The following is a 26,272-nucleotide window of genomic DNA, read 5'->3' as shown; positions in this document are numbered from 1 at the left end:
GTGCCATGAGATCGCGGTACCTGCCGTATGCCCACAGACCCGGCCGATTGTTGGCGCAGCTGTTCAGTGACATCGCAGTGGTGGTGTGGATCACGGTGTGGGTGTTGGTCGGCATGGCTGTGCACTCCGCCATCGCAACCATCGCGACGGTGGGCCGCCAGGTGCACGACGGCGCCAACGGCGTGGCCGACAATCTTGATTCAGCCGGTGACAGCGCCCACCACATCCCACTGGTCGGCGACACCCTGAGCCAGCCGCTGCGAGCGGCCAGCCAGGCGGCGCTCGACATCGCCGGAGCCGGCAGCAGCCTGGACTCCACGGCCAGTTGGCTGGCCTGGGTGCTGGCACTGGCCGTGGCCGCCGCGCCGATCCTGTTCGTCGCGATGCCGTGGCTCTACCTGCGGGGACGGTTCTTCCGGCGCAAATGGACCGCGATCACCCTCGCCTCCACCGCGGCGGGCGAGCAACTGCTGGCGCTGCGCGCCCTGGCCAACCGCCCCTTGTCCAAGTTGACCGACGTGTCCGACGACCCGGTGGGCGCGTGGCGACGCGAGGATCCACGCGCCATCCGCGGTCTCGCCGCCCTCGAATTGCGCTCGGCGGGCATGCGCCTGCGTCGCCTCAAATGATCTCCCGTGATTTGTGTGCGTTTGGCGGCGCCCACCGCCGGTAGACGCACACAAATCACTGGGGTGGGAACCGGTTGACAGCCATACACCGTCCAATCGGATGTGCTTGACGACTTTCTGCGGGATCACGACGGCGTGATCACCCTGTCCCAAGCCAAGCAGGCAGGCCTGAGTCAAGACGCGGTGAACCGGAGGGTCCGGTCGGGGCGATGGCTGAGATGTTCGCCCGGCGTGTACTTCGCCGACGACCGTCCTTTCACGGACGCCGCGCGGGTGCGGGCCGCGGTGTGGTCGCTCGGGTCGATGGCAACGGCCAGTGGGCTCGCAGCGGCGTGGTGGCATGGCGTGACGAAGTACCCACCCGAAACAGTCGAGGTGACCGTTCCCAGGGACAGTCATCACCCTCGCAGGCAGGACATTCGCATGCGCCGCCGCGACCTGTGGCCCACCGACGTCGTGGAGCGCCATGGTCTTCGCGTGACCTCGTTACCGCTGACCGTCGTCGAAGCCGCGGCCAGGCGAGGCGGTGGAGCCAAACTGATGGATTCCGCCTTGCAGCGCCATGTGGAGCTGAAGGACTTGTGGCGGGTGCACATCCGCAACAAGGGCAGACACGGCTCCCCCGCAGCACGCCTACTGCTGCAGGCCGCAGCCGACGGGGCCCGCTCAGCGGCCGAACGGCTGCTCGTCAAACTGCTCCGGGAGGCCCGGATCACGGGGTGGAAAGCCAACTATCGCCTCGGCAGATTCGTGATCGACGTGGCATTTCTCAAGCACAAGATCGCCATAGAAACCGACGGCTGGGCTTTCCACCACGATCAGGACGACTTCCAGAAAGACCGGGTCAAGCAGAACGAGATCGCGTTGATGGGTTGGCAGGTGCTGCGGTTCACCTGGCTGGATCTCACCGAGTACCCGCAAAGGGTGCTCGCCGAGGTCCGTTTCGCTATCGAGTCGCGTACAGCCGGCGAGCCACGATGACCACCACCGCCAGCCACGCCGCCAAGGCGATCCAGAAGAACACCACTGAGACGCTGGCCAGCGGCTGCCAACCGGTTCCGAGCTCCATGGCATAGTTGGCCGCCGCGTACATGCCGAGCGGGAACACCGCCGGCCAGTCGAGCATCTGACGCCAACTGGTGATGGCCAGGGGCACGATCTGCACTGTCGCGACGGCCAGCGTCAGGATGGTGACGATGCGTACCGCGTCGGCGAGCGGGCCCGGGTGCAGAGCGGCGTGAATATGCTCACCGGCCAGCGTGGCGATTGCGAGGCCGCCCATCAGTATCCAGTGATCGGGCGGAACGTTGCGCCGAGATTCCGGCTCCCCCAATGCGCGCCACGCGATAAGTGCCGTCATCACGCAGTACGCAGCCAGTGCGACGATCCAGAAGATGAGCGCCCAGAACACGATTCCGGCGGCGACGAACACGATGGACAGTCCCGATGTCGCGACGCTGGCGAGTTCCCAGGTGCCGTGCGCCCGGTCCCGCAATCCTGCCGGGCCTAGCTGCCACATCCTCCGGAGCAGCCGAGGGACCAGCGACAGCCATCCCAGCAGCCCCAATGTGCCCAGCCCCCATACCGCCACGCGGTACTCGTCGAATCGCGAGGCCAGCACCGTGCACGCCGCCACATAGGTGAAAAATCCGACCACGGTGTCGATGTCGCGCAGATCGAACGATCGCCGGCGCGTGGCTACCAGATACATCAGCACCGGCAGCCCGACCGCAGCCAGAGCCGCCAACGCAATGCTGAGAAAACCGAAACCGTGGTTCGCGGCGGAGATCGAGACGATGCCCGTCGCCATGACCGAGGCGAACACCTCGGCTTTCACGCCGCGAGCTCCACCACCAGATGCCTGCCGGCATGCCGACTGCTGCGCTTCAGGCGAAGCTCCAGCTGGGCCACGTGGGCACCGCGGCAGTAGTGGACGCCAAATCCGAAACCCAAGTGCGGATTGGGTTTACCCAGATCGGTCAGATCCACCAATCTCACAAGATGGCACCCGAGGTGTATTTGGCGGCCTCCGGGTAACGGCTGACCAGGTCGTCGACGGCGGCCACCACCCCATCGACCTGTGCGCCCGCGGCTCCGGTGAACACCTGTCGATCAGCCAGGGCCGTCTCCAGTGCAACCCGGTCCAGCGGCAACCGCGGATCGGCGGCCAGCCGGTCGACCAGATCCTGCTCCGCACCCTTTTCTCGCATGGCCAGCGCCACCGCAACCGCGTGTTCCTTGATCACCTCGTGGGCGGCTTCGCGACCGACCCCGGCGCGCACCGCGGCGATCAGGATGCGGGTGGTGGCCAGGAACGGCAGGTAACGGTCGAGCTCTCGCTGGATCACCGCCGGGTAAGCACCGAATTCGTCGAGGACGGTCAGGAAGGTCTCGGTCTGTCCGTCGATGGCGAAGAACGCGTCGGGCAGTGCGACGCGACGCACCACCGAACAGAACACGTCGCCCTCATTCCATTGCGCCCCAGCCAGTTCCGCCGCCATCGACCCGTAGCCGCGTAGCACCACCTGCAGTCCGTTGACCCGCTCACAGGACCGGGTGTTCATCTTGTGCGGCATGGCCGACGAGCCGACCTGCCCCGGAGCGAAGCCCTCTGTCACCAATTCGTGCCCGGCCATCAGCCGGATGGTGTGTGCCATCGACGACGGTCCGGCGCCCAACTGCACGAGCGCAGACACCACGTCGTGATCCAGCGACCGGGGATACACCTGCCCGACACTGGTGAAAACGTCGGTGAATCCCAGGAATTCGGCGACGCGACGTTCCAGTTCGGCCAGCTTGCCGGTGTCACCGTCGAACAGGTCGAGCATGTCCTGCGCCGTGCCCATCGGCCCTTTGATGCCACGCAGCGGGTACCGGTCGATCAGCTCACGGACGCGCTGCAGGGCCACCAAACTTTCTTCGGCCGCCGAGGCGAACCGCTTGCCCAGCGTGGTTGCCTGCGCAGCGACGTTGTGACTGCGCCCGGCCATCACCAGGTCGCGGTAGACCACGGCACGCTCGGCCAGCCGCGCCACCACCGCCACACCGTGGGCGAACACCAGCTCCAGGGAACTGCGGATCTGCAGTTGCTCTACGTTCTCGGTGAGGTCGCGACTGGTCATGCCCTTGTGGACGTGCTCATGGCCGGCGAGTGCGTTGAACTCCTCGATGCGGGCCTTCACATCGTGTCGGGTCACCCGTTCCCGCGCGGCGATCGAAGCCAGGTCGACGTTGTCCAGTACCTGCTCGTAGTCGTCGATCACGCCGTCGGGCACCGGGACGCCCAGCTCTGCCTGCGCGCGCAGCACGGCGACCCACAGCCGGCGCTCCGCGACGATCTTGGCCTCCGGCGTCCAGATCGCGACCATTTCGTCGCTGGCGTAGCGGTTGGCCAGAACATTCGGAATCGTCACGAACACACAGCTTACGGTCCGGGCGGACACGCCAATGAGACAGTGGACGGATGCACTTCGTCGGACTCGACCTCGCATGGGGCGAGAAGAATCAGACCGGTGTCGCCGCGATCGACTCCGACGGGCGGGTTCTCCACGTCGGTGTGGCGCAGGACGACGAGAGCATCGCTGCGACGATCAAACCGTATGTCAGCGGCGACTGCCTGGTGTCCATCGATGCGCCGCTGATCGTGAAGAACGCGGAGGGCTACCGGCCGTGCGAGCGGGCGCTCAACCGAGACTTTCAGCGGTTCGACGCCGGGGCCCGCCCCGCATTCACCGAACGGCCGGAGTTCAAGCACCCGCGCGCAGCACGCATCGCGTCCGCACTGGGCCTCGATGTGGACCCCGCCTCGTCGTCACACCGACGCGCCATCGAGGTCTACCCACACCCCGCAACGGTCGTGCTGTTCGGGCTCGACAAGACCCTCAAATACAAGCGCGGCGCCTTCGAAGATCGCCGGCGTGAGCTGCTGAGACTCACGACCCACGTCGAGGAGCTCGACAAGGCGACACCGCGGCTGCGGGCCAACCGCAACGTCAGCTGGGTCGAGCTGCGCAAGCGGGTGGAAGCCGCGACCCGGCCAGGCCAGCTGGACCGCGACGAAGACCCCGTAGACGCCCTGATCTGCGCGTACATCGGGTTGTACTGGTATCACCGGCCAGAAGACGTGACGGTCTACGGTGACGCCAAGGCGGGTTACATCGTCACCCCGTCACTACCGGCCAACCGGCTCCTGGGCTCGCAGAGAACACCCGCCGACCAGCCTGCGACCCCGCCCCCGATGACCGCGCAGAACGCCGTCGCCGAGTACCGGGAACGGCGGCCCGCCCTGGTCACGTCCACCGAGCACTACCTGGCGCTGGTGACGGGGCTGCTCGACGACGCGGGCATCAACTACCTCAGCGTCAGGGCACGGACCAAGAGCGTCGAATCGTTCGCCGCCAAGGTGGACCGCACCGTCGACGGCAAGCGGCTCTACACCGATCCACTGGTGGAGATCACCGATCAGATCGGGCTGCGGGTGATCACCTACCTGCGCGAGGACGTCGACACGGTGGCCCATCTGCTGGCCACGGAGATGCGTCTACTGGACGACCAGGACATCGGTCTGCAGACCGCGCGCAAAGGTCGCTGGGGTTACGCCAGCCGACATCTGCTCGTAGGCGTCGAGGGCGAACAGCAGCCGGCATCGATCCAGGTGCGCACGGTGCTGCAGCACGCATGGGCCGAGTTCGAGCACGACGTGCGCTACAAGGGGCAGATTCCCGCCGAGCACGGCGCCGACCTGGATCGCCGCTTCACCCTCGCCGCCGGGCTCCTTGAGCTGGCCGACCGGGAGTTCACCGCGATCCGCCAGCGGCTGCGCACCAGCGTGACCGAAGAGGAGTCCGATTGGACAGCGGATTCGCGCATCCCCACGCCGGTACTGGCAACGTATTTGGGCAACCGTTATGCAGATGCGGGCTGGTCGCGCACCGACCACTACGGCTGGATTTCGGGGCTGCTGTTGGAACTGGGCATCACCTCACCGGACGCGCTGACCGAGGTATTGGACTCGGTGAACGCCGACGAGGTCAACGACGCCATGGGCTACCGGTTCCCGGCGGGCGCCGTGCGCCGTCTGGACGACGCGCTGCTCGCGGTGTACGGCGACCGCTATATCGGCCTGGACGGCAATGCGCACCGAACGGAATTGCTGCAGAACAGGATTGAGAAGCTGCGCGATAATTCTTAGATGTGCACGGGCCGTTCGTCGACCGGGGCGAGCACGTCGATGACATCGATGAGCGTCGCTCGGGCACTGGCGCGGGGACCGTCGCCTTCGTCCATGAGCGACGCGACGACGGCGCCGTCCACTGCGCACACCAACGCGGTGAGCAGTTCGGAGCGCACCGCGCGGCCGGACCGTTCGACCACTTCGACCACCGCCTCGGTGCGCTGTTGACGAATTCGGCGCTGGATGTCGCGCAGCCCGGGCTGGCGCGCGCACGCGATGTAACGTTCGTAGCGGGAGATCAGTTGCTCGGTCACCCGGGTTTCCGGGGACTCCCCGACCAAGAGGTCCACCAGTACGTCGGCGGTGGATTCGGCGCCGCGGCGACGACGACTCAGCGCGGCCACGCCTGCCTTCAGCTGCTCGGCTTCGCGCTTTCCGATGTCCTCGACAGCCTTGGCGATCAAGTCGTCGAGGGAGGAGAAATAGTAGGTGGTGGACGCCAGCGGCAGGCCGGCCCGGCGGGCCACCGCGCGGTGCCGGACAGCGTCGAATCCGCCTTCACACAACAGGTCAGCGGCCGCCCTGACGAGGGCGCACCGCCGACGCTCCCCCTTCGGAGTGACTGCTGCCGTCACCAGTAGCATGCTGCCAGTCGAGCCGACCCGCCATCGGGCTTTCGGCTAATCATCATTCTTTACACAGGTTCGTCGGGTGACGACGCCATTGGCCGGTGGCCGTGGCGCGATGGCAAGATGGCCGCCATGCCCAACTTGAACCGTCGCGCCCTGCTGCGCCTCGGTGCCGGTGCGGCCGGCGCCTACACGCTGGGGTCCGCCCTGGCGTCGGCTCCCGCGATGGCCGATCCGCCCGCCGCCGCACCCACCTATGCCAGCGGATCGTTCACGTCCGCAGCGCGCGGAGGCGTCGACACCAACTGGGCCATCGCCCGACCACCCGGGCAGACCGGCAAGCTTCGACCCGTGATCGCGCTACACGGCAAGGGTTCCAACGCCGCGGAGGTGATGGCCGGAGGCGTGGAATCCGGTCTGGCCCAAGCGGTTGCGGCCGGGATCCCGCCGTTCGCCGTGGTCGCCGTCGACGGTGGCGGCGGTTACTGGCACAAACGCGCTTCAGGTGAGGATTCCGGCGCGATGGTGCTGAACGAGTTGATTCCGATGCTCGGCGACCAAGGCCTGGACACCTCGCGGGTGGGCTTTCTGGGGTGGTCGATGGGCGGGTACGGTGCGCTCCTGCTCGGCGCTCGGCTGGGACCGGCACGCACCGCGGCAATCTGCGCAGTGAGCCCGGCGCTGTGGACGTCGTCCGGCGCGACCGCGCCAGGTGCCTTCGACGGCGCCGACGACTATGCGGCCAATACCGTGTGGGGACTGCCCGCGCTGGGGTCGATCCCCATCCGAATCGATTGCGGCACAAGCGATCCATTCTATTCGGCTACTCAGCAGTTCATCGCGCAGCTGCCGAATCATCCGGCCGGCGGATTCTCCCCCGGCGGGCACGACTCGGCATTCTGGAGCCAGCAGTTGCCCGCCGAGATCGCCTGGATGGCTCCGCTGCTCGTGGCGTAATTCCGGTCACCTTCTACCGCGAGCAGACAGTGCGGTCCGCGACACGCGGCGTTTCCGGGACCGCAGCGTCTGCTCGCGGTAGAGGGTGAGCCCTACAGACTGATCCGTCCCTCGGCTGCGGCGAGAGCGATGTCGGTGCGGAAGTGGCTGCCCGGCAACTTGATTGACTTGACCAGCGAGTACGCGGCGTCGCGAGCGGCCGACAGGTCAGGGCCAGTGCCCACCACCGACAGCACCCGGCCACCGGAGGAGACGACTGCGCCGTCGTCGCGACGCGCGGTACCGGCGTGCAGCACGCCGTCGGCTTCCGATCCGGTGATCACGTCACCGACCCGGGGCCGGCCCGGGTAGTTCTCGGCGGCCACCACCACGGTGACGGCGTAACCGTCCTGCCATTGCAACTCATCGAACGATGCCAGTTGGCCCGTCGCGGCTGCCCGCAACAGCTGTCCCAACGGTGACTCCAGCAACGCCAGCACCGCCTGTGTCTCGGGATCGCCGAAGCGGCAGTTGAATTCGACCACCGCGGGCCCGTTCGACGTGATGGCCAGGCCCGCATAGAGCAGGCCCGAGAACGAGCTGCCGCGCGCAACCAGTTCGGCGGCAACGGGTTTGACGATCTCGTCGACGATCTGCGTGGTTACGGCGTCGGGCAGCCACGGCAGCGGCGAGTAGGCGCCCATACCTCCGGTGTTCGGTCCCGAGTCGCCGTCGCCGACGCGCTTGAAATCCTGGGCCGGCAGCAGCGGGACCACGGCCTCCCCGTCGACCACGCAGAACAGCGACACCTCGGGGCCGTCGAGGAACGACTCCAGCAGCACCGGGTGGCCCGAGTCGAGCAGGCCGGCGGCGTGTGCCCGCGCGGTGTCGCGGTCGGCGGTGACCACCACCCCCTTGCCCGCGGCCAGGCCATCGTCCTTGACCACCCAGGCGGCCTGGCCCGCGGGCGGGCCAAACCGGTCCAGCGCCGCATCGAGGTGGCCGGGATTGTCGACGATCTCGCTGCTCGCGGTGCGGACGCCGGCCTTGGTCATGACGTCCTTGGCGAATGCCTTGGAGCCTTCGATACGCGCCGCATCCTTCGTCGGGCCGAAGCAGGCGATCCCGGCCGCGCGCACGGCGTCGGCGACACCGAGCACCAGCGGCACCTCGGGACCGATGACAACCAGATCCGATTCGAGCCGCTGAGCGAGCTTGACGACCGCTTCCCCCGAGGTGACATCGACGTCGTACTGGTCGGCGATGATCGCCGTCCCCGCATTGCCGGGGGCGATCGCCAACTCCTCGACTTCCGGGTCCCGGCGCAGAGCCAAGAGCAGGGCGTGTTCACGGGCACCGGATCCGATCACGAGGACGCGCACGGTGGTCAAGCGTAGCGGCAGGCCACCGGGCATACGCCGGACCCTGGGCATCGGCGGCAACAGCGCGCACTAATGCGTCAGCGCCAGCCGGCCCGCATGGAGATCAAGCTGATCCGCAACGAGGTCACCGATCGGATCCCCAACATCAGCAAACTCGACGAGCCGGAGCGCCACGTCGGCTACCGGTAGCTGGCGATAATTTCGCAGGTGCGGGCCAGCTCCGTGCCGCGCGGGGTCGCCGGCCACCACGCACCGGCGAGGCACTGCGCGCCTACCTGCGACGATGGGCCGGATCTGCTGTCATTGCGGCCACTGCGCCGCCCTTAGACTGAGGTAATGAGCGCGCTCGACGCCTTCTACTCGACCTGGGATCAGGCCCGGAACACCTTCGGCTCCGGCGTACCGCAGAGCGGCGCGGAGTTCGACCGCAGCCCGCAACTGCGCCAGATGCAATCGGCTACCGAGGCCGCGACTCCCGATTCGCGGTGGCAAGGTTCCGCCGCTGACGCCTACACCGCCAAGAACCAGCAGCATGCGGCGGTCTACGGCAAGCTCGCCGATCTCGATCGGCGGATGGCCGCCGAGGTCGACCGGTCGGCAGCCGTGGTTACCGCAGGCCGGCAAAATCTCGACCAGATCCGCAACTGGGTCACCAGCGCGGCGGCATCAGCACCCAACGACAAGTCCGGTGAATACGTCAAACTCGCCATCGCCAGCAAGGGCCTCGGTCGGATCAGCGACGTAATCCAACAGTCGAACAGCGAGATGAGCGCGATCGGTGAGCGCATCCGCGGCATCGGCAAGGAATACGACGAAATCGCTGGGGCCAAGACCAGGCCCGTTGCAGCCAGCCACGATGATTTTGATCTGGATACGCAGTACTCCCGCGCACAGGGTCCTCCCGGCGGGCCGGTACCTGCGGGCTTGACCGATTCTGGTACCGACTGCATAAACGCCACCCTTACGGTCGTTCAGATCACGATTGCTACCTACACGATTCACGGTGGTGGATCGAACGGAAAGCATTGCAAGTAAGTAACGAACCACGGATACGCCTACTGCGACGAAGATAGGAAGAACGTAACCATGCTTGACTACTGGTGGATTCTGCCGCCACTGTTGTACGGCGCTCTGCTTGTATTCGTGATTCGTCGTGGGTTGTGGGAGACAGTGGGACGAAAAATCCTATTAGCCGCAATCTGCGTGTTTATTCTGTTGATTCCGGCCACGCGCTGGGCCCAGGGCTATCCTTTTGCGGTACTCACCGTGATCAACCTATTGCTCTATGTTGCGGCCGGGAATCGTCAATCCAGGACAAAGCTTGAACGTAACCATGCTTAAACATTGGCGGATTCAGTATGCAATCGACCGCGTGATCATTCTATTGATTCCGGCCGTGCGCCCGGGACTCTAATCTGACAGTTTTTTGAATGACCGATCGGCGTAGGCAAAATTCTTGCTCAGACTTGGGCGCACTCTCCGACACCGTGATCATTCGGTGTTCGCTGGGAACGGTGGCCGATTATCCCGATGCCCCCGGTACGTGGGGTGACCTCGACGCCATCGCGCGGCTGTGGACGGCCGATGGCATCCGTGAGGCCGTGCAGCTTGCCAGCCCGGTGCTGTCGGCCCAGGTCGACAAACTGTTTTCGTCTTCGGGAACCGACACGCCGGTGAAGAAGCGCAAGCGCCTGCATAAGGGACTGTTGAAGTATGCGCTGCGTCTGAGCACCAGATGCACACCGTTCGGCATGTTCGCGGGGGTGGCGGTACTGCCGGTCGGCGATGGGCCCCCGGTGCTCGGCAAGTCCCACATCCGACACGTCCGGGCGACCGGCGCGGTCACCAGGCGTCTGCTGGAAGAAGCGCGGGCGTTACCGCAGGCTCGGTTGTACCCCAACCCAGCGCTGGTCGAACGCGCCGATCGCTTGGTCGTCACCGTCATGCGCGGCGTCGACGACACCCACACCCTGGCCTCGATCAGGGCCACGGGGCCCGCCCGGTTGGCCGTCGACACCGCGGCCGGCACCGCGACGCGACAGGACATCGAGCAGCGGGTCGCCGACGCCTACCCCGCCGCCGGCGCGGCGAAGGCGCGGAAGCTGGTCGGCGATCTGTTGCAGGCCGAGGTCTTGTTGTGTGAGGCGGAGCACTCCGCTTTTGACGGCGACCCGTTGGCGCGCGTGCCCGACACCGTCGAGGGCGCCACCCGAATACGAGCTGCCGTCGCGCGGTACTCCGCGGCGGCTGTCCCGGTCGACGATGGCAGCCTCGACGCGCTGCTGCGGCTGTTTTCGACAGGTGGTGTCCAACGCGATGTGCACGTCGACCTGGAACTCGATGCGTCCGGGCAGGTGCCCGCGTCGATCGTCGACGCGGCCCGCGATGCCATCACAGCCCTCGCGGCGACAATGGCGCACCTGCCGGCGACCCCTGCGCTCGATGAGTTCAGCGGCGGATTCCTGGAACGGTACGGCGACACCCTGGTGCCGTTCCTGACCGCGGTCGACGAGGAACTCGGAATCGGCTACCCGCGGGCCCACGAGGCCGTCGCGCACGCCGCCGTCACAGACGTCCCCGCTGTCGAGCGGCGTCGGGACCTGATCGCCCGGCTTCTGCACGAGGCAGCATCCGAGGGCTTGGACGTCGTGGACCTCACCGACGCCGACCTGGCAGGCTTCCCCGAACCCGACGGCATGCCCAGCAGCTTCGACGTCATGCTCAAGCTCCACCGGGAGCCGACGGGCCTGCGGGCGACTGTCGCCGGGCTCGGCTTTCCCGGCGGTTCCGCCATCGGACGCTTCACCGCCGTCGTGCCCCGGGCGCGGGACTTCGCGCAGCGCTGGGTGGAGTTCGACACCGCCTGGTGGGCCGACAACGCCGGCGGCCGGGGAATCCTCTGCGGTGTCGACTACATCGCCGGAACGGACTCCGTCAACGAGGTCGCCGCGACAGCGCAGTTGTATCCGGCGACACTCGCGGTCAACGCGCGTCCGCACCGCCCGGCCGGCCCGGTGCTCACCCTCGCCGACATCTACCTCGGCTACGCGGACGGGCGCGTGCGGACCGTGCTGGCCGACGGCACACCGGTGCGCATGCGTCAGCTCAACATGGCCACGACCCGCACTTCGGCCAAAGCCATCCGGCTACTACAGGAGATATCCGATGCCGGGATCCGGGTGCCGTTCTGGTCCTGGGGCGAGGCCGAGACGATCTTGAACCACCTTCCCGCAGTGCGATACCGGGGTGTCACCCTGGCCGAGCAGCGGTGGCGCTACCCGGCGACCGCGGACCGAACCCAGACTGCACTGCGGGACTGGATTGCCGCGACCGGCATCAGCCGCCATGTCCGCGTCGGGCCGTACGACAACCAGCTGCATCTAGACACCCAACACCCGCTGCACCTCGACTTGCTGCTCGACGAAATCACCGCAGGCAACCACTGGTTGTACCGTGCCCCGGGGCCGGACCAGATGGGCGTCGTGGGCGACTGCCGGGCGGCAACGCACACCGCCGAGGCGGTGGTGACCGTCGCCGCTCCCGGGACGTCGCGGGTCGAGCCCGACCTGACCAGCCATCCACCGCACGTCCCCGCTGACGATGAGCACCGGCTGCTGATGCCAGGGGGCCCGTGGACCGCGTTCGCCATCACCGCTGCCGGCAATTCCCACGATCGCATCCTGTGCGCCTTCGCCGACGCCTTCCCCGACCTCGCCGGGGACTGGTACTTCGTGCGCTACCGAGAAAAAGACCGGGACCAGCTGCGCCTGCGGGTACGACGCCCGGTTACCGCACTCGCCGCCGTCTTGGCATGGCTGGCTGACGCTCGCCTGGCAGGGCGCATCGGCGACTATGCGATCCCCGTCTACCACCGCGAACTCGAACGCTACGGCGGACCCCGAAGCTTCCCGTGCTACGAACGACTGTTCTGTCGAGAGACCGAGCGCATCGTCACCATGCTGCCGATCATCGACTTCAACTCCCCGACCCCGGCCACCTCCGCTGCGCCGATCAGGCCAGGCGTCGAAGCCGCCGCCGGCGTCCTGACTCAGTGGCTCGACAGTCTCGACCCGAGCCGGGTGAACGTCGACGAGGTGATCGACGCCGCGGTCGCGAATTACGGCCGGGAGCTCGGCGCATCGGTACACAAGATCAAAACCGCGCTGCGCCAACAACACCCAGAAATCGACGCGGACAACGACCTGGTCGCCACCCTGCGCGAGTTCTGGGCCGATCCGGCCCAGCGGGACGCCGTGCTGACGCCCGCCGTGCTACAAAGCGCGAGCCACCTGCTGTGCAACCGGCTCGGCCTACGGAGACACGAGGAGTTCGCCGCCATGTGGCTGGTCAAGACCGAACGAAACCGCCGGGAACGGCATCGGTGAACTCCACTGATAACTTGGACATGTGTCCAGCAACGCCGTGGCGGCAGTCACAGAAACGCTGCGCAACCGTCGGCAGGAAGAAACTTTTCGCAAGGTCTTGACTGCCGGGATCGGGATGCTGCGCGAATCGTCGTATGCCGACCTCACGGTGCGCGCCGTCGCCGCCCGCGCGAAGGTTGCGCCGGCGACTGCCTACACCTACTTCTCGTCGAAGAACCATCTGATCGCCGAGGTCTATCTCTACCTGGTCAGCAAGGTGCCGTTCTGCACCGATGCCAACGACGCGATGGCGACGCGCCTCGACAAGACCCTGCGCGCCCTGACGCTGGTCGTTGCCGACGAACCGGAAGTCGCCGCGGCGTGCACGGCAGCGCTGCTCGGCGGTGGCAGCGAGCCGGCGGTACGCACCGTTCGCGACCGCATCGGCGCCGAAATCCACAACCGGATCCACTCCGCCGTCGGCCCGGACGCTGATCCACGCATCGTGTCGGTCTTGGAGATGGCGTTCTTCGGCGCACTGGTCAATGCCGGCAGTGGCGCCGGCACGTACCACCAGATCGCCGACAAGCTCACGTATGTGGTCGGTCTCGTCCTCGGAGAGCCAGCAACGACCAGACTCACCGAGTGATGTCGGCGCAGCCGGGCAGATCGCGTCGCAAACACGCGAGATGTCCGGGATGATCGGCTGATCCGATCGGCCCGGCGCTCACTATGCTCGGGGCATGGCGACCGTCTTCACCAAGATCATCAACGGCGAACTACCCGGCCGATTCGTGTATTCCGACGACGAGATCGTCGCGTTCCTGACGATCGCCCCGATGACCCAGGGCCACACCCTCGTCGTGCCCCGCGCCGAGATCGACAACTGGCAGGACATCGAACCCGCCGTGTTCGGCCGGGTGATGGGGGTGTCGCAGCTGATCGGCAAAGCCGTGTGCAAAGCCTTCGGCGCGGAGCGGGCCGGCGTGATCATCGCCGGCCTGGAGGTTCCCCACCTGCACGTGCACGTGTTCCCCGCCTACAACCTGTCCGACTTCGGGTTCGCCCACGTCGACAACAGCCCCTCGCCGGAGTCCCTCGACGAGGCCCAGGCCAAGATCACGGCCGCGCTGGCAGATCTGCAATCCGCGGCAGGCTGACGGTAAAGCGGCAGCCCTGGCCGGGAGCGGTGACCACCCGCACCGTCCCGCCGTGGGCATATACCAGCGAATCCACGATCGACAGGCCCAGCCCGGTACCGCCGCTGGCCCGGGTGCGCGACGTATCTGCCCGGTAGAACCGCTCGAAGACTCGCCGCGCGTCCTCCTGGCTCATGCCCGGACCTTCGTCGCACACCTCCAACACCGCGTTGTCCCCTTCTGTGCCCACCCGTACCGTGATGCCCGCCGTCTCCGGCGTGTGTTGCAGCGCATTGGCCACCAAGTTGCCGAGCACCTGCCGCAACCGAGCATCGTCACCGAGCACCTCCGGTGTCCCCGGACCGTCGAACACCTCCATGGACACTTTGCGGTCCGGCGCGATGGACTGCGCGTCGTGCACGGCATCGGTGGCCAGCGTCAGCAGGTCGACGCGGCGGCGTTCCAGCGGCCGCTGCGCGTCCAGACGCGCCAGCAGCAGCAGATCCTCGACGAGCACGCCCATGCGCCGGGATTCGCTCTCGATGCGGCCCATCAACATCTCGGTGTCCCGCGCGGCGCCCTGCCGGTACAGCTCGGCGAAACCGCGGATCGTGGTCAGCGGTGTGCGGAGTTCGTGGCTGGCGTCGGTGATGAAGCGCCGCATGCGCTCCTCGGAGCTACGCGCCTGTTCGGCCGAGGCCTCCGACGACGCCACCGCGCGTTGAATCTGCGCGAGCATTCCGTTGAGCGCCAACGAAAGTCGACCGACCTCGGTCCGCGGATCACGTTCGGGGACACGACGGTCGAGCTGCCCTGCGGCGATCGCGGCAGCTGTCTGTTCGACCTCGACGAGGGGACGCAGGCTGCGGTGCACCACCGCATAGCCGGCGATGCCGAGGACCAGCAGCACGGCAGCACCGATCCCGATCTGCGACCAGATCAGCGCGCGCACCGAGGATTGCACGTCGGACAGGTCGATCGCGACCGTGGTGAGCGAACCGTCGGAAGAGTGCACCGTCATCGCTCGCCACTGGATGTGGGAGCCCCCCATCGACCCAACGGTCACCGGGGCCGGCCCGACGTCGTTGTCGTCGGGCAGTTCGGGCTCGGCCTCCCGATCGTTGATCGCGATCCAGGTGCGACCGTCCTCATCGACACCACGTACGTAGAAGTTCGACGGCGGTCGGGCTGGGTTCGGACCCTCCGTCGGCGTGGACGGCGCATGGCGCGGTTCCAGCGCCCAGCTGCGCGACGCGTCGAGCAATGTCTGGTCGATCCGGTCGACCTCGGTGTGCCGCATGATCGACGTGACCGCGATACCCGACCCGAGCAGGCCGCACGCCACCAGCACCAGTGCGGCGGCAACCAGCCCGACCCGCAGGGGCACACCCTGCCCACGCGCGCGGCTAACCCGGTCTAACACCACTCATGAAGTATGCCGCTGAACCGAGGATGCTCAGCGCGGCTCACGCAACACGTAGCCGACCCCGCGCAGCGTGTGCAGCAGACGCTTGTCACCGGTGTCGATCTTGCGGCGCAGGTAGGAGACATAGGACTCGACGACGTTGACGTCGCCACCGAAGTCGTAACGCCACACGTGGTCGAGGATCTTCGGCTTCGACAGCACAGTGCCGGCGTTGATGATGAAGTAACGCAGCAGGGTGAACTCCGTCGGTGACAGCGAGACGGGCTCGCCGGCCTTCCACACTTCGTGGGTGTCCTCGTCGAGTTCGATGTCGGCGAAGGAGAGCCGGGCATTGCGGGTTTCTTCGACGCCGCGACCAGATCGCCGCAGGATCACCCGCAGCCGGGCGACCACCTCTTCCAGACTGAACGGCTTGGTGACGTAGTCGTCACCGCCGAGGGTGAGCCCGGCGATCTTGTCCTGCAGGCTGTCCCGCGCGGTGAGGAACAGTGCGGGTGCGTCGATGCCGTCGGCGCGCAGGCGGCGCAGCAGGCCAAAGCCGTCCATGCCGGGCATCATCACGTCCAGGATGACCGCGTCCGGATGAACTTCCCTGGCCTTGTCGAGCGCGGCCGCGCCATTGGACGCGGTGTGCACCTCGAAGCCTTGGAACTTCAGGCTGACGGACAGCAACTCCACGATGTTGGCCTCGTCGTCGACGACGAGGATCCGGGCTTCAGGGACGCTCTCGGGTACTGCTGGCATGGCCATTCCGCTATGGTGCCGCTGCCGCATGACGTAATCCTGCACGCTCGCTGTGAGCTTCCTGAAAGTTTTTCCCCAGAGTGCCGAGAAAACCCCCAGGGGCACACCGGCCACCCGGCCCTAGACTGGCGTCATGAACCTCGGCAAGACCCTGGTCCAGGTTGCCACCGCCCCGGTCAAGGTCGGTCTTGCCGTCGCTGACCTCGGCCTCGGTATCGCCGGAGGCACCCTCGACGTCGTACAACGCTCCCTCAACGACGCCAATCCCATGCAGGGCAAGCCTTCGGTGGCCGGATTGCTCGGACTCGACGACGCGGTAGAGCGGGCAAACCGACTGGCCCACCTGATGGACGACGATGCACCGATCGGGCGGGCACTCGCTCCGGACGGCCCGCTCAATCAGCTACTGCAGCCAGGCGGCCTGGTCGATCAGCTGACCAAACCGGGCGGCCTGCTGGATCGGCTCAACTCCGACACCGGGCCGGTGTCGCGCGCGCTGGCCGAAGGTGGCCTGGTCGACCAGATCACTGCCGAGGGTGGCCTGATGGACCGGCTGACGACCGAGAACGGCGCACTGTCGCGGGTCGTCTCCCCCGGCGGGCTGGCCGATCAGCTGCTCTCCGACGACGGTCTGATCGAACGCCTGCTGCGCGAGGACGGCGTCGTCGACAAACTGCTCGCCGAAGGCGGCCTGTTGGAGACCCTGGCCGATCCGGACGGGCCACTGGCCAAGCTCGTCGACCTGTCCGACACTCTCAACCGCCTGGTGCCCGGCCTGGAAGCGCTGGCGCCGATGGTCGACACGCTGCACGATGCGGTGCTGTCCCTGACCGCAGTGGTCAATCCGCTGAGCAACATCGCCGACCGCATCCCGCTGTCCCGGCAACGCCGCCGCACCGCAGCCCGCGTGGTCGCCTCTCAGCGGGTCATCGATCAGGACATGTGACCCGTTAAGATAGACGCCGTCCGCCTCCGTAGCTCAGTGGTAGAGCAACGCTCTTGTAAAGCGTAGGCCGTCAGTTCAATCCTGACCGGGGGCTCAAAGCCGGTGCGGCACTCTGTCGGTACCACGTCGTACTGTCCACGCATGAGGCTTTGCCTGAGCTGCGGTTCCCCACTCACGAAGCGCAGCCAGAAGATCTACTGCGGTAACGCATGTCAGGCACTCGCGCGGCGCGAGACCAGTACGAAACGCTGGCTCGAATCCGGCGAGGCTCGGGTCCGTGGCGAACGCGGTCACTACATCAGGCAGTATCTCGCGAACGCCCAATCCGGTTGTTGCGCGATCTGCGGCGGGGCCACCACATGGCAGGGGCTTCCGCTGGTATTGGTGTTGGACCACATCGACGGCGACCCGACGAACAACCGCCGGGAAAACCTGCGGCTGATCTGCCCGAACTGTGACTCCCAGCTGCCGACGTACAAGAGCCGCAACCGCGGCAGAGGACGTCACTACCGCCGACAGCGGTATGCCAACGGGCAGTCGTACTAGCCACAGATGATTTTGTGACCCGCCTGCGGTCTAGTAGTACATGACCTTCACCACCGCACACATGTCCATCTCGTTGGACGGCTTCGTCGCAGGCCCCGACCAGTCGCGTGACAACCCGATCGGCCGGGGCGGGATGCGGCTGCATCGATGGCACCTCGATCAGGCCCAGCACGATGTCGACGCCCGTTGGACCGCGAGCCTGCTGCGTCCTCGCGGGGCATACGTGATGGGACGTAACATGTTCGGACCGATCCGTGGCGACTGGTCCACCGACGGTGAACAGTGGCGTGGCTGGTGGGGTGACGAACCCCCTTACCACGCACCGGTTTTCGTGCTGACGCACTACGATCACGAGCCCATCGAGATGGAGGGCGGCACCACATTCCACTTCGTGACCGGCGGCATCGGCGACGCATTGGCGCAAGCCCGCGCTGCCGGCGGCGGTGACGTCGACATCGCCGGCGGCGCCTCCGCGGTCCGCCAGGCCCTCGCGGCCGGCGAACTCGACGAGCTGCGCCTCGACATCATCCCGGTGCTGCTGGGACGCGGGGAACGCATCTTCGACGACACCACGGTCAATGAGCTGGAGCTCGTCGAGACCGAGCACTCGCCGTTGGCGACGCACGTGCGCTACCGAATCACTCGCTAAAGCAACCGCCCGATGAACACGAATGCGGCCAGCCCGAACAGCACGGCATTGACCAGGACGCTGCGCGGCTCGTGCAGTCGGCTGTGTGCCCATGCGGCGCCGATCATCACCACGCACAGACCGGCGGCCGCAAGCGGGGTGAGTACCAAACCGATTCGGGTGAGTCCCGGCGCCACCAGCCCGATCACCGCGAGCAACTCCATGCCCGCGGTGAACCGGACCACCGGCAGGGGGAACATGGCTGTCCCGGTCTGACCGGTGGCGAGCAACCGTTGGCGACTCATGGTGAGTTTGGCGGTGCCGGACAACGCGAATATCCCGGCCAGGACGAGTTGCGCGGTCCACAGTGCGGTGTTCATGGTCGTATCCCTTCTTCTGGGTGTGCAGACCTGATGACGAACGACCGCCGTCGGCTGTGACATGCCCGCCGGTGTCACAGATGCGCTCTCCGGATCGTCTATGGGGAAGACAGGGAGGTGCCATGACCGACCAGGAAGACCCCGCCGAGCTGCGGCCGCTGCTGTTCTCGATCGCCTACCGGATGCTGGGCAGCGTCACCGATGCCGAGGACCTGGTGCAGGCCGCCTACCTGCGCTACTTCTACTATCTGGACCGCGGCGGTGAGGCGGATTCGCCGCGCTCGCTGCTGACCACGATCACCACGCGGCTGGCCATCGACCACCTGCGTTCGGCCCGGGTGCAGCGCGAAACCTACATCGGCCCTTGGCTTCCGGAGCCGTTGCTCACCTCCACCGATTCCGACGTCGCAGAACTGGTGGCGACATCGGATTCATTGTCCATGGCATTCCTGGTGCTGCTGGAGACGCTTTCGCCGGTGGAGCGGGCCGTGTTCCTGCTGCGCGAGGTGTTCGCCTACGACTATGACGACATCGCCCGCATCGTCGACAAGGAACCCGCGAATTGCCGGCAGCTCCTCAACCGTGCCCGCAGGCACATCGAGGCGGGCCGGCGCCGCTTTGATGTCGACGCCGCGCACCGCGCCGAGCTGGCCGACCGGTTCTTCGGCGCCGCAGAGCACGGCGACCTGGAGAATCTCGTGGAGCTACTGGCGCAAGACGTGGCCTTCTACGGCGACGGCGGTGGCGCGGGCCGGGGCCTGCCGCGACCGGTGTTCGGGCGTGACCGGGTACAGCGGGTGCTGGCCGGCATCGTGCACGCCTATCACGGTATCGGCGCCCGGTTCCAGCGCTCGCCGGTCAACGGTCAGCCGGGTCTGCTGATGTTCGATCCCGATGGCGGGCTCATCAACGTGCTGACCGTCGACGTCGAGGGCGACAGCATCTGCACGATCCGCTCGGTGATCAACCCCGACAAGCTGGACCATCTCGGCTTCCCGCTATCCCCGTTGGCCCGGCGGCCGGCTCGATGAGCGCTGACCGGCTGACCGCAGCTCCAGTTCTACGTCACGCCCGCAGTGCTGGCCAGTTTGCGGAAGGTCTGGTATTCGCTGTCCCGATAAGGTCTTCCGTCAGGCTGCAGCAGGTCGCTGAACCATACCTTCGGCAGCGTCTTGTAGGGATGGCTCCATGAATCCCACGGGAAGTACGTCTGGCTCTTCCCGGCGACCAGCCCCCAGTTGTAGGCACCGACATTGTGGCGCTTCGCGACGGGCAACACTCCTTCGATGGTGCTGCCGAGTGTGCGGGCCAGGTACTCGGTACACAGAATCGGTCGTCCCAACGGCTCCAGTTCCCCGATGCGGGCCTCGAATTGCTCAGGGGTGCCGTAGGAGTGGAACGTGATGACATCGGAGTTGTCGAGCTGGAAACCGCTCATCGCGCTGCGGTTGCCGGCGCCCCAGTTCCCCTGCCAGACACCGCTGGTCAGCGGTTGCGCGGGATTGACCGACCGTGCCCAATGGAACACCTGCGGCAGCAGCGCCCCGACCTGCTGCTGCTTGTCTTTGCGTTCGACTGCGCTGTACTGGCCCGCGGGGTTGTCCGGCTCGTTCCACAGATCCCAGCCCAATACCCTGTCGTCGTTGCGGAATTGGCTGATCACCCCGACGACGTAGTCGTAAAGCACGCGGCGGTACCGCGGGTCGGCGATACGCTCGGCGCCCGGGCTCTGCACCCACCCGGAGTTGTGCACACCCGGCCGGGGCGCGCGTTGGGCACCGGGCCGCGGGAAAGGATCCCAGCAGGAGTCGAAGAAGACGAACAGTGGTTTGATGCCATGGCGGGCTGCGATGCCAACGAATTGTCCTAGCCTGCTTTGGAATCCACCACGATCCTGGGCCCACAGCAGATCGTGCAGAAAAACCCGTACGGTGTTGAATCCGAGCAGGCGGGCCGCACCGAGTTCGGCGTCTATCCGACGAGGATCGTAGGTGCCCGGCTGGAACATCTCGAGTTGGTTTATCGCGGTTGACGTGATGTAGTTCGCACCGACAAGCCACCCTTGAGCTTGGTGCCACGCGTTGGCGCGGTCGGCCGTCCACCGCCCGGCGTCGGCGGTGGCCTTAGGCATCGCCGACAGGGCAGGTAGCGCCGCGGCTGCTGCCAGCGCCAGCGGAATTTTCAAGGCCGTTCGACGGTGCACCAAGTGACCGTAGTGTGCGCGAAGGACACGCTTCGTGTTTCGTATCACTTTGAAATCGTTGAGGTTTCAAATCGTTATCCATCACGGCCGGATGCGCCACCCACGCGGGCCGGCATCCGCCCCGCGCTCGACGGCGGCTACCTCAGAAGTGGCTGTCTGCGAAAGCTGCTGCCTTGCTGGCCATTCCGAGGAACACCCTGCCACACCCGTTCGGGTCCGGTCTGGATCAATCGAGCGGTACGTCAAGGAACGGCCGGGGATCGGCGGCGCCGGGCCCGTCGAAGTGCCACCACTCTCCCGAGTAGACGGTCAGCCCTCCAGACTGCATCGCCTGCCGTAGCCGAGCGCGATTGGCCTGCTCGGCGGGGCTGACCCCCTCGGTCGCATATGCCAGGCTGCGCGGCGAAAAGTCGTCGAAGCCGGTCCCCATGTCGACTCCGGCGATGGTCACGTCGACCGACCGGCCTGCCTCGTGGCTGCGCGCCGACGTGCCTGGGCGCGCCACCCAGTTGGGATTGGGAACGGCGTCGAACATCCGCACCTGCACCTCGTGCGGCCGATAGCAGTCCCAGAACACCAGCCGGTCCGGCCGTAGCGCCGCGGCGGCCGCGGCCAGCCCAGCGGCCATCGACTCGTGCACCAGGCAGTGCGCATCGGCAGGGTAGAGCTGCTGGCCGACGAAGTTGTCGGTGGTGGCATACCGCAGGTCGACGATCGCGTCGGGCACAACCGTGCGTACGTCGACGAGGCCGGCGGCAGCTGCGGGCACGGCCGCCGCCACGGGTGCCGAAGCCAGCGCGACAGCCGCGGCCAGCACCAGCCCGAACGCGATGGGACGCATACCGGCCAGCCTAGATCCAGACCGCCACCCCCAAGGGGCCTGTCCCCCAAAGCTTTCGTGACGACCAGCGCCACCGTCGGAAACCTCATCTTTCCCCCGCCGGCCAAACGCAGCCGGTACAAGTGGAGGTATGAGGATCGGATTCATCGGCTTGGGCAACATGGGCGCGGCCATGGCCGCCAATCTGCTCGCAGCGGGCCACGAGGTCACGGCATTCAACAGGTCACCCGACAAGGTGGCGGCGCTGGCCGCCAAGGGTGCGCACCCCGCGGCCTCGGTCGAGGAGGCGTGTCATGGCGACGCGGTGATCACCATGCTCGCCAATGACCACGCGGTGGAATCAGTTACGTTCGGGGACAACGGCATCCTCGCAGAACTGCCTGCCGGCGCCACACACATCTCGTCTTCGACGATCAGCGTGGAGCTGGCAGAACGCCTCACCGAAGCCCACGCTGAGGCCGGCCAGGGCTTCGTCAGCGCACCCGTGTTCGGCCGTCCAGAGGCGGCGGCAGCAGCCAAGCTGTTCGTCGTGGCGGCGGGGGTGCCTGCGGCGGTGGAAGCGGTGACGCCACTGCTCGACGCGATCGGGCAGCGCACGTTCGTACTCGGCGAGGAACCGAGAGCCGCCAACCTGGTGAAGCTCAGCGGCAACTTCCTGATCGCCTCGGTGATCGAATCCGTCGGCGAGGCGATGGCGCTGGTCGGCAAGGCGGGCATCGACAAACAGCAGTACCTCGAGATCTTGACCTCCACCCTGTTCGATGCCCCGGTGTACCGGACCTACGGTGGGCTGCTGGCCCGCGAGGAATTCAGCCCGGCGGGTTTCGCCGCCACGCTCGGCCTCAAAGACGTGAACCTCGTGCTGAGTGCAGGTGAGGCGCTGCGCGTGCCACTACCGGTGGCGAGCCTGCTGCGCGATCGGTTCCTGACCCTGCTGGCCACCGGTGGCAGCGAGCTGGACTGGTCGGCAGTGGGCGCACTGAGCGCATGGGAAGCCGGATCCGAACATCCCGCCTAGACCCGTCGGCGCCGACGAGCGGCTGCCGCATCGCTAGATATCGAGGCTCTGGCGCCGCCTATGACGGCCGCCGACACTTAACAAACTGCGCACTGCATGTCTCTCATACCGGAGCCTCTCACCGGTTCTACAGCAACTAGACAGTGTTCTCACAGAAGGCCGCCGCAGTCCGTCCTCACGCACTTGATCGTGCGACACTTTCCACTAGTAGAGCGTAGCCTGTGCAGTACCAGGCGACATCGTGGCCAGCGATGGAGCGACCATCGCAACCGTGCAGTCAGCAAACTGGTCAGGCACTCTAGAGGAAGTAAGACTCATGGCCTTTTCCCAGCTTTCAGCACGCCGGTTCATCGTGGCGGGAGGACTTGCGTTCGCAATCGTCGCCGCCCCCACGTTGACCGTGTTGACTCTGCCGGCCACCACGTTGGCCGACTGCCCCAACGGTGAGTCCGAGGACACCTTCACAGGAGTGTGCATCGCGGATATTGCGCCGAACACCCCGTCACCAGCCGAGCTCCCGCAGGTCGCCGGGATCCCGTGCACCGGCGGCAACACCGGTCAGTGCATCGGGCTGTCCGAGGAACAGCAGGCGCAGGGGCAGCAACCGGTTCCGCAGTCGACCGTGGGCAGCAGCCCGACCGTGACCGGTTCCATCGGCTGACACAGCGAATCCCCAGAGCGCGTGCAGGAAAGCACTCGGCAGCTATAAGCTGCCGAGTGTGATCTTACGTCTCACTGCGGTCGCCGGATTCGCGGCGATCGTCGCCGGTTCGGCGCTACTCTCGTCCCCTGCCGCGCATGCAACGTGTACCGACGGTGAAGAGGAGGACGTTTTCACGACGTCGTGCACGCCCTTCATGGCGCCGAATACGTCTTCGTTCTCCGCCCCTCTGGGTAATCCGGACATTCCGGAGATCGACGGCGTGCCCTGTACCGGCGGCGACGCCGGGCAGTGCATAGGGCTGGCCGAGGACGCCGAGGCCGAAGGGCCAGCGGCCGTGCCTCGTTCGACGATCAGCGCAAGCCCGTAGCCTCAAACTCCCAGACAACCCGGATAACCGATGCAGACTGCTCCAAGCTTTCGTAGAATCCGTCGGCAAGCAGTCGAATAACTACAGAAAGCGTGACGATGGCGACCTTCCCGTTCTCGATGCGACGAATGATCCTGGCTGGAGGATTCGCGGTCGTCGCGGCCGCTGCCCCGGTGATCACCGTAAGCACCCTGCCGACGATGTCGTCGGCTCCCGCTGTCGCATGCCCCGGCGGCGAGGAAGAGGACCTCTACAGCGGTGAGTGCGTACCGCACACGGCGCCCAACAGCGGGGCCGCGATCGGCGATACCACGGGCGACCCGTCACTGCCGTCGGTCAGTGAGCCCGGCGGCGGCGGCTCGATCCCGTGCACCGGCGGTAACACAGGTGAATGCATCGGGCTGTCCGAAGAGCAGCAGGGCTCGCAGCCGTCGCCGAACTCATCCGTCGGCAGCAGCCCGACGGTCACCGGCTCCATCGGCTGATCGGCGGCTAGGCGACCGGGCCCTGTCCGGTCGCCTAGAGTTGTCCCATGCCTGCAAAATCTGATCCCGCCGATATCGGCGATGTGGAACCGTTAGCCGACAGCACCGCCAGCCAGGCCCGCAGGGTGGTGGCCACCTACGCCACCGATGCCGACGAATGCCGGATGTTCCTGTCGATGCTCGGTATTGGACCGTCGAAAATCGAGGCGTAAATGTCTCCGGAAGGCAGTCTGACAGCTGCCTCCGGGGAGTCCGATTTCGTCGTGGTGGCCAACCGGCTACCCATCGACCTTGAGCGGTTACCCGACGGCATCACGAGGTGGAAGCGCAGTCCGGGTGGCCTCGTCACAGCCCTGGAGCCGCTGCTGAGAAAGCGTCGTGGCGCCTGGATCGGCTGGGCCGGCATTCCGGACAGCGACGAGGAACCGATCGTCCAGGACGATCTGCGACTACACCCGGTGCGACTGTCGGCCACCGAAGTGGCCAACTACTACGAGGGGTTTTCGAACGCCACGTTGTGGCCGCTGTACCACGATCTGATCGTCAAACCCGAGTACCACCGGGAATGGTGGGACAGCTATGTCGAGGTCAACCAGCGTTTCGCCGAGGCGACGGCTCGGGCCGCCGCGCCCGGCGCCACGGTGTGGATCCAGGACTACCAGCTGCAGCTGGTGCCGAAGATGCTCCGGACCCTGCGACCGGACCTGACCATCGGCTTCTTCTTGCACATCCCGTTCCCACCGGTCGAACTGTTCATGCAGATGCCCTGGCGGACCGAGATTATCGAAGGCCTGCTCGGCGCCGACCTCGTCGGCTTCCATCTGCCCGGCGGCGCTCAGAACTTCCTGGTGCTGGCGCGTCGCCTCATCGGGACGAACACCTCACGCCACAGCATTGGCGTGCGATCGCGTTTCGGTGAGGTGCAGTACGGCTCTCGCATAGTCAAGGTGGGCGCCTTCCCCATCTCCATCGATTCGGTGGAACTCGACGCCAAGGCCCGCGACCGCGCTATCCGGCAGCGGGCCCGGCAGATCCGCGTCGAACTCGGCAACCCCCGCAAGATCCTGCTCGGGGTGGATCGGCTCGACTACACCAAGGGCATCGACGTCCGGTTGGAAGCGTTCTCCGAACTGCTCGACGAGCACCGCGTCAAGCGTGACGACACCGTGCTGGTGCAGCTGGCCACCCCGAGCCGCGAGCGCGTCGAAAGCTACATCGCGATGCGCGAGGACATCGAACGGCAGGTCGGCCACATAAACGGCGAGTACGGCGAGGTCGGCCACCCGATCGTGCATTACCTGCACCGGCCCGTGCCGCGAGATGAGCTCATCGCGTTCTTCGTCGCCGCCGATGTCATGCTCGTCACCCCGCTGCGCGATGGCATGAATCTGGTGGCCAAGGAGTACGTGGCCTGCCGCAGCGATCTGGGCGGCGCCTTGGTGCTGAGTGAATTCACCGGGGCGGCAGCCGAATTGCGACAGGCCTACCTCATCAACCCGCATCACCTCGAGGGCGTCAAGGACGCGATCGAGGCGGCGTTGATGCAGACGCCCGAGGAGGGTAGACGCCGGATGCGGGCGTTGCGCCGCCAGGTGCTGGCCCACGACGTCGACCGCTGGGCGCGCGCATTCCTCGATGCTCTGGCCACAACCGGCACGGCGCACCAGGAGTAGACCACCTATGTGCGGGTCGGTGCTGCGCTGCCGCGCACCGAGACGTTCAAGGTGATCAAGCACCAGCGTCGACGCTTCATCACATTTTGACGATGATGG

At 66.5% G+C, this 26,272-nt stretch carries 28 protein-coding genes, 1 tRNA gene and 1 pseudogene; 20 read left to right on the top strand and 10 right to left on the bottom strand.

The genetic code is table 11. The annotated features are described in order from the left end of the window. The first annotated feature begins 5 nt into the window (after nt 1-5). Both H276_RS0106400 and H276_RS0106395 read left to right on the top strand, forming a co-directional pair. Nucleotides 6-629: a hypothetical protein gene (locus H276_RS0106400; RefSeq protein WP_019970477.1), complete on the top strand. Its 624-nt coding sequence runs from the start codon at nt 6-8 to the stop codon at nt 627-629. A gap of 102 nt (nt 630-731) precedes the next feature. Further along, complete coding sequence (locus tag H276_RS0106395) at nt 732-1,610, top strand: DUF559 domain-containing protein (RefSeq protein ID WP_019970476.1); 879 nt, start codon at nt 732-734, stop codon at nt 1,608-1,610. Here H276_RS0106395 and H276_RS0106390 read toward each other — a convergent pair. From H276_RS0106390 to purB, 3 genes and pseudogenes are all read right to left on the bottom strand, one after another. Continuing rightward, nucleotides 1,576-2,466, bottom strand: coding sequence for a tellurite resistance/C4-dicarboxylate transporter family protein (locus H276_RS0106390; protein ID WP_019970475.1), 891 nt, complete (start codon nt 2,464-2,466; stop codon nt 1,576-1,578). The two genes, H276_RS0106395 and H276_RS0106390, sit on opposite strands and share 35 nt — an antisense overlap. After that, a pseudogene (locus H276_RS24980) lies at nt 2,463-2,597 on the bottom strand (hypothetical protein); the annotation flags it as partial. The pseudogene H276_RS24980 and the gene H276_RS0106390, both read right to left, overlap by 4 nt. A 26-nt stretch (nt 2,598-2,623) precedes the next feature. After that, complete coding sequence (gene purB, locus H276_RS0106380) at nt 2,624-4,042, bottom strand: adenylosuccinate lyase (RefSeq protein ID WP_026356652.1); 1,419 nt, start codon at nt 4,040-4,042, stop codon at nt 2,624-2,626. 50 nt (nt 4,043-4,092) lie between these two features. On the opposite strand from purB, the gene relZ reads away from it, so the two are divergent. Beyond that, nucleotides 4,093-5,820: a bifunctional ribonuclease/(p)ppGpp synthase gene (gene relZ, locus H276_RS0106375; protein WP_019970472.1), complete on the top strand. Its 1,728-nt coding sequence runs from the start codon at nt 4,093-4,095 to the stop codon at nt 5,818-5,820. On the opposite strand, the gene H276_RS0106370 is transcribed toward relZ, so the two are convergent. Further along, on the bottom strand, nt 5,817-6,446 hold the full coding sequence (locus H276_RS0106370) for a TetR/AcrR family transcriptional regulator (RefSeq protein ID WP_019970471.1): 630 nt from the start codon (nt 6,444-6,446) through the stop codon (nt 5,817-5,819). The genes relZ and H276_RS0106370 overlap by 4 nt on opposite strands. A gap of 108 nt (nt 6,447-6,554) precedes the next feature. On the opposite strand from H276_RS0106370, the gene H276_RS0106365 reads away from it, so the two are divergent. Next, complete coding sequence (locus tag H276_RS0106365) at nt 6,555-7,388, top strand: alpha/beta hydrolase family protein (protein ID WP_019970470.1); 834 nt, start codon at nt 6,555-6,557, stop codon at nt 7,386-7,388. Between the two features lie 92 nt (nt 7,389-7,480). Here H276_RS0106365 and purD read toward each other — a convergent pair whose 3' ends face one another. Then, a complete protein-coding gene (purD, locus tag H276_RS0106360; RefSeq protein WP_026356651.1) occupies nt 7,481-8,749 on the bottom strand; it encodes a phosphoribosylamine--glycine ligase in 1,269 nt (422 codons plus the stop codon). Nucleotides 8,750-9,085: 336 nt separating this feature from the next. On the opposite strand from purD, the gene H276_RS22650 reads away from it, so the two are divergent. From H276_RS22650 to H276_RS0106335, 5 genes are all read left to right on the top strand, one after another. Further along, nucleotides 9,086-9,784 carry an EspA/EspE family type VII secretion system effector gene (locus H276_RS22650; RefSeq protein WP_019970467.1) on the top strand — a complete coding sequence of 233 codons (699 nt, stop codon included), beginning with the start codon at nt 9,086-9,088 and terminating at the stop codon, nt 9,782-9,784. Between the two features lie 51 nt (nt 9,785-9,835). Next, the gene (locus H276_RS24525) at nt 9,836-10,090 is read left to right on the top strand and encodes a hypothetical protein (RefSeq protein ID WP_155942976.1); all 255 of its coding nucleotides are present in this window, start codon (nt 9,836-9,838) and stop codon (nt 10,088-10,090) included. 146 nt (nt 10,091-10,236) lie between these two features. After that, a complete protein-coding gene (locus H276_RS0106345) occupies nt 10,237-13,134 on the top strand; it encodes a thiopeptide-type bacteriocin biosynthesis protein (protein ID WP_196807848.1) in 2,898 nt (965 codons plus the stop codon). Between the two features lie 22 nt (nt 13,135-13,156). After that, nucleotides 13,157-13,762 (top strand): TetR family transcriptional regulator, encoded by a 606-nt coding sequence (locus H276_RS0106340; RefSeq protein ID WP_019970465.1) that lies wholly within the window; start codon nt 13,157-13,159, stop codon nt 13,760-13,762. A gap of 94 nt (nt 13,763-13,856) precedes the next feature. Then, nucleotides 13,857-14,273: an HIT family protein gene (locus tag H276_RS0106335; protein ID WP_019970464.1), complete on the top strand. Its 417-nt coding sequence runs from the start codon at nt 13,857-13,859 to the stop codon at nt 14,271-14,273. On the opposite strand, the gene H276_RS0106330 is transcribed toward H276_RS0106335, so the two are convergent. Continuing rightward, nucleotides 14,233-15,675, bottom strand: coding sequence for a cell wall metabolism sensor histidine kinase WalK (locus H276_RS0106330; RefSeq protein ID WP_026356650.1), 1,443 nt, complete (start codon nt 15,673-15,675; stop codon nt 14,233-14,235). The genes H276_RS0106335 and H276_RS0106330 overlap by 41 nt on opposite strands. Nucleotides 15,676-15,708: 33 nt before the next feature. Next, complete coding sequence (locus H276_RS0106325; protein ID WP_018602228.1) at nt 15,709-16,428, bottom strand: response regulator transcription factor; 720 nt, start codon at nt 16,426-16,428, stop codon at nt 15,709-15,711. Between the two features lie 127 nt (nt 16,429-16,555). On the opposite strand from H276_RS0106325, the gene H276_RS0106320 reads away from it, so the two are divergent. The 4 genes from H276_RS0106320 to H276_RS0106305 all read left to right on the top strand — a co-directional run bounded on the left by H276_RS0106320 (nt 16,556) and on the right by H276_RS0106305 (nt 18,563). After that, on the top strand, nt 16,556-17,368 hold the full coding sequence (locus H276_RS0106320; RefSeq protein WP_019970462.1) for a hypothetical protein: 813 nt from the start codon (nt 16,556-16,558) through the stop codon (nt 17,366-17,368). A gap of 22 nt (nt 17,369-17,390) precedes the next feature. Beyond that, a tRNA-Thr gene (locus H276_RS0106315) sits at nt 17,391-17,462 on the top strand. Nucleotides 17,463-17,509: 47 nt separating this feature from the next. Continuing rightward, a complete protein-coding gene (locus H276_RS0106310; RefSeq protein ID WP_019970461.1) occupies nt 17,510-17,914 on the top strand; it encodes an HNH endonuclease in 405 nt (134 codons plus the stop codon). A 40-nt stretch (nt 17,915-17,954) separates the two neighbouring features. After that, entirely contained in the window at nt 17,955-18,563 is a 609-nt protein-coding gene (locus tag H276_RS0106305) for a dihydrofolate reductase family protein (protein ID WP_019970460.1), read from the top strand. Here the strand turns inward: H276_RS0106305 and H276_RS0106300 are convergent. Beyond that, nucleotides 18,560-18,922: a DoxX family protein gene (locus H276_RS0106300; protein WP_019970459.1), complete on the bottom strand. Its 363-nt coding sequence runs from the start codon at nt 18,920-18,922 to the stop codon at nt 18,560-18,562. The two genes, H276_RS0106305 and H276_RS0106300, sit on opposite strands and share 4 nt — an antisense overlap. A gap of 122 nt (nt 18,923-19,044) precedes the next feature. Here H276_RS0106300 and H276_RS0106295 point away from each other — a divergent pair, with 122 nt between their 5' ends. Continuing rightward, on the top strand, nt 19,045-19,953 hold the full coding sequence (locus tag H276_RS0106295; protein ID WP_019970458.1) for an RNA polymerase sigma-70 factor: 909 nt from the start codon (nt 19,045-19,047) through the stop codon (nt 19,951-19,953). Between the two features lie 29 nt (nt 19,954-19,982). Here H276_RS0106295 and H276_RS0106290 read toward each other — a convergent pair whose 3' ends face one another. Both H276_RS0106290 and H276_RS0106285 read right to left on the bottom strand, forming a co-directional pair. Then, nucleotides 19,983-21,125: a cellulase family glycosylhydrolase gene (locus tag H276_RS0106290; protein WP_026356649.1), complete on the bottom strand. Its 1,143-nt coding sequence runs from the start codon at nt 21,123-21,125 to the stop codon at nt 19,983-19,985. Nucleotides 21,126-21,351: 226 nt separating this feature from the next. Beyond that, nucleotides 21,352-21,966 (bottom strand): M15 family metallopeptidase, encoded by a 615-nt coding sequence (locus H276_RS0106285; RefSeq protein ID WP_019970456.1) that lies wholly within the window; start codon nt 21,964-21,966, stop codon nt 21,352-21,354. Nucleotides 21,967-22,096: 130 nt separating this feature from the next. On the opposite strand from H276_RS0106285, the gene H276_RS0106280 reads away from it, so the two are divergent. From H276_RS0106280 to H276_RS0106255, 6 genes are all read left to right on the top strand, one after another. Further along, complete coding sequence (locus tag H276_RS0106280; protein ID WP_019970455.1) at nt 22,097-22,984, top strand: NAD(P)-dependent oxidoreductase; 888 nt, start codon at nt 22,097-22,099, stop codon at nt 22,982-22,984. A gap of 316 nt (nt 22,985-23,300) precedes the next feature. Further along, complete coding sequence (locus H276_RS0106275) at nt 23,301-23,645, top strand: hypothetical protein (RefSeq protein WP_019970454.1); 345 nt, start codon at nt 23,301-23,303, stop codon at nt 23,643-23,645. A 58-nt stretch (nt 23,646-23,703) separates the two neighbouring features. After that, a complete protein-coding gene (locus H276_RS0106270) occupies nt 23,704-24,015 on the top strand; it encodes a hypothetical protein (protein ID WP_019970453.1) in 312 nt (103 codons plus the stop codon). Between the two features lie 98 nt (nt 24,016-24,113). Then, nucleotides 24,114-24,500 carry a hypothetical protein gene (locus tag H276_RS0106265; protein WP_019970452.1) on the top strand — a complete coding sequence of 129 codons (387 nt, stop codon included), beginning with the start codon at nt 24,114-24,116 and terminating at the stop codon, nt 24,498-24,500. A gap of 47 nt (nt 24,501-24,547) precedes the next feature. Beyond that, complete coding sequence (locus H276_RS24520) at nt 24,548-24,712, top strand: hypothetical protein (RefSeq protein ID WP_018602245.1); 165 nt, start codon at nt 24,548-24,550, stop codon at nt 24,710-24,712. After that, nucleotides 24,713-26,173: a trehalose-6-phosphate synthase gene (locus H276_RS0106255; RefSeq protein ID WP_019970451.1), complete on the top strand. Its 1,461-nt coding sequence runs from the start codon at nt 24,713-24,715 to the stop codon at nt 26,171-26,173. The last annotated feature ends 99 nt before the right edge of the window (nt 26,174-26,272 follow it).

Source organism: Mycobacterium sp. 141 (assembly GCF_000382405.1).
In the GTDB taxonomy this organism is placed as follows: Bacteria; Actinomycetota; Actinomycetes; order Mycobacteriales; family Mycobacteriaceae; genus Mycobacterium.
The sequence above is the reverse complement of the archived record's forward strand: the minus strand, read 5'-3'. Positions and strand labels throughout refer to the sequence as shown.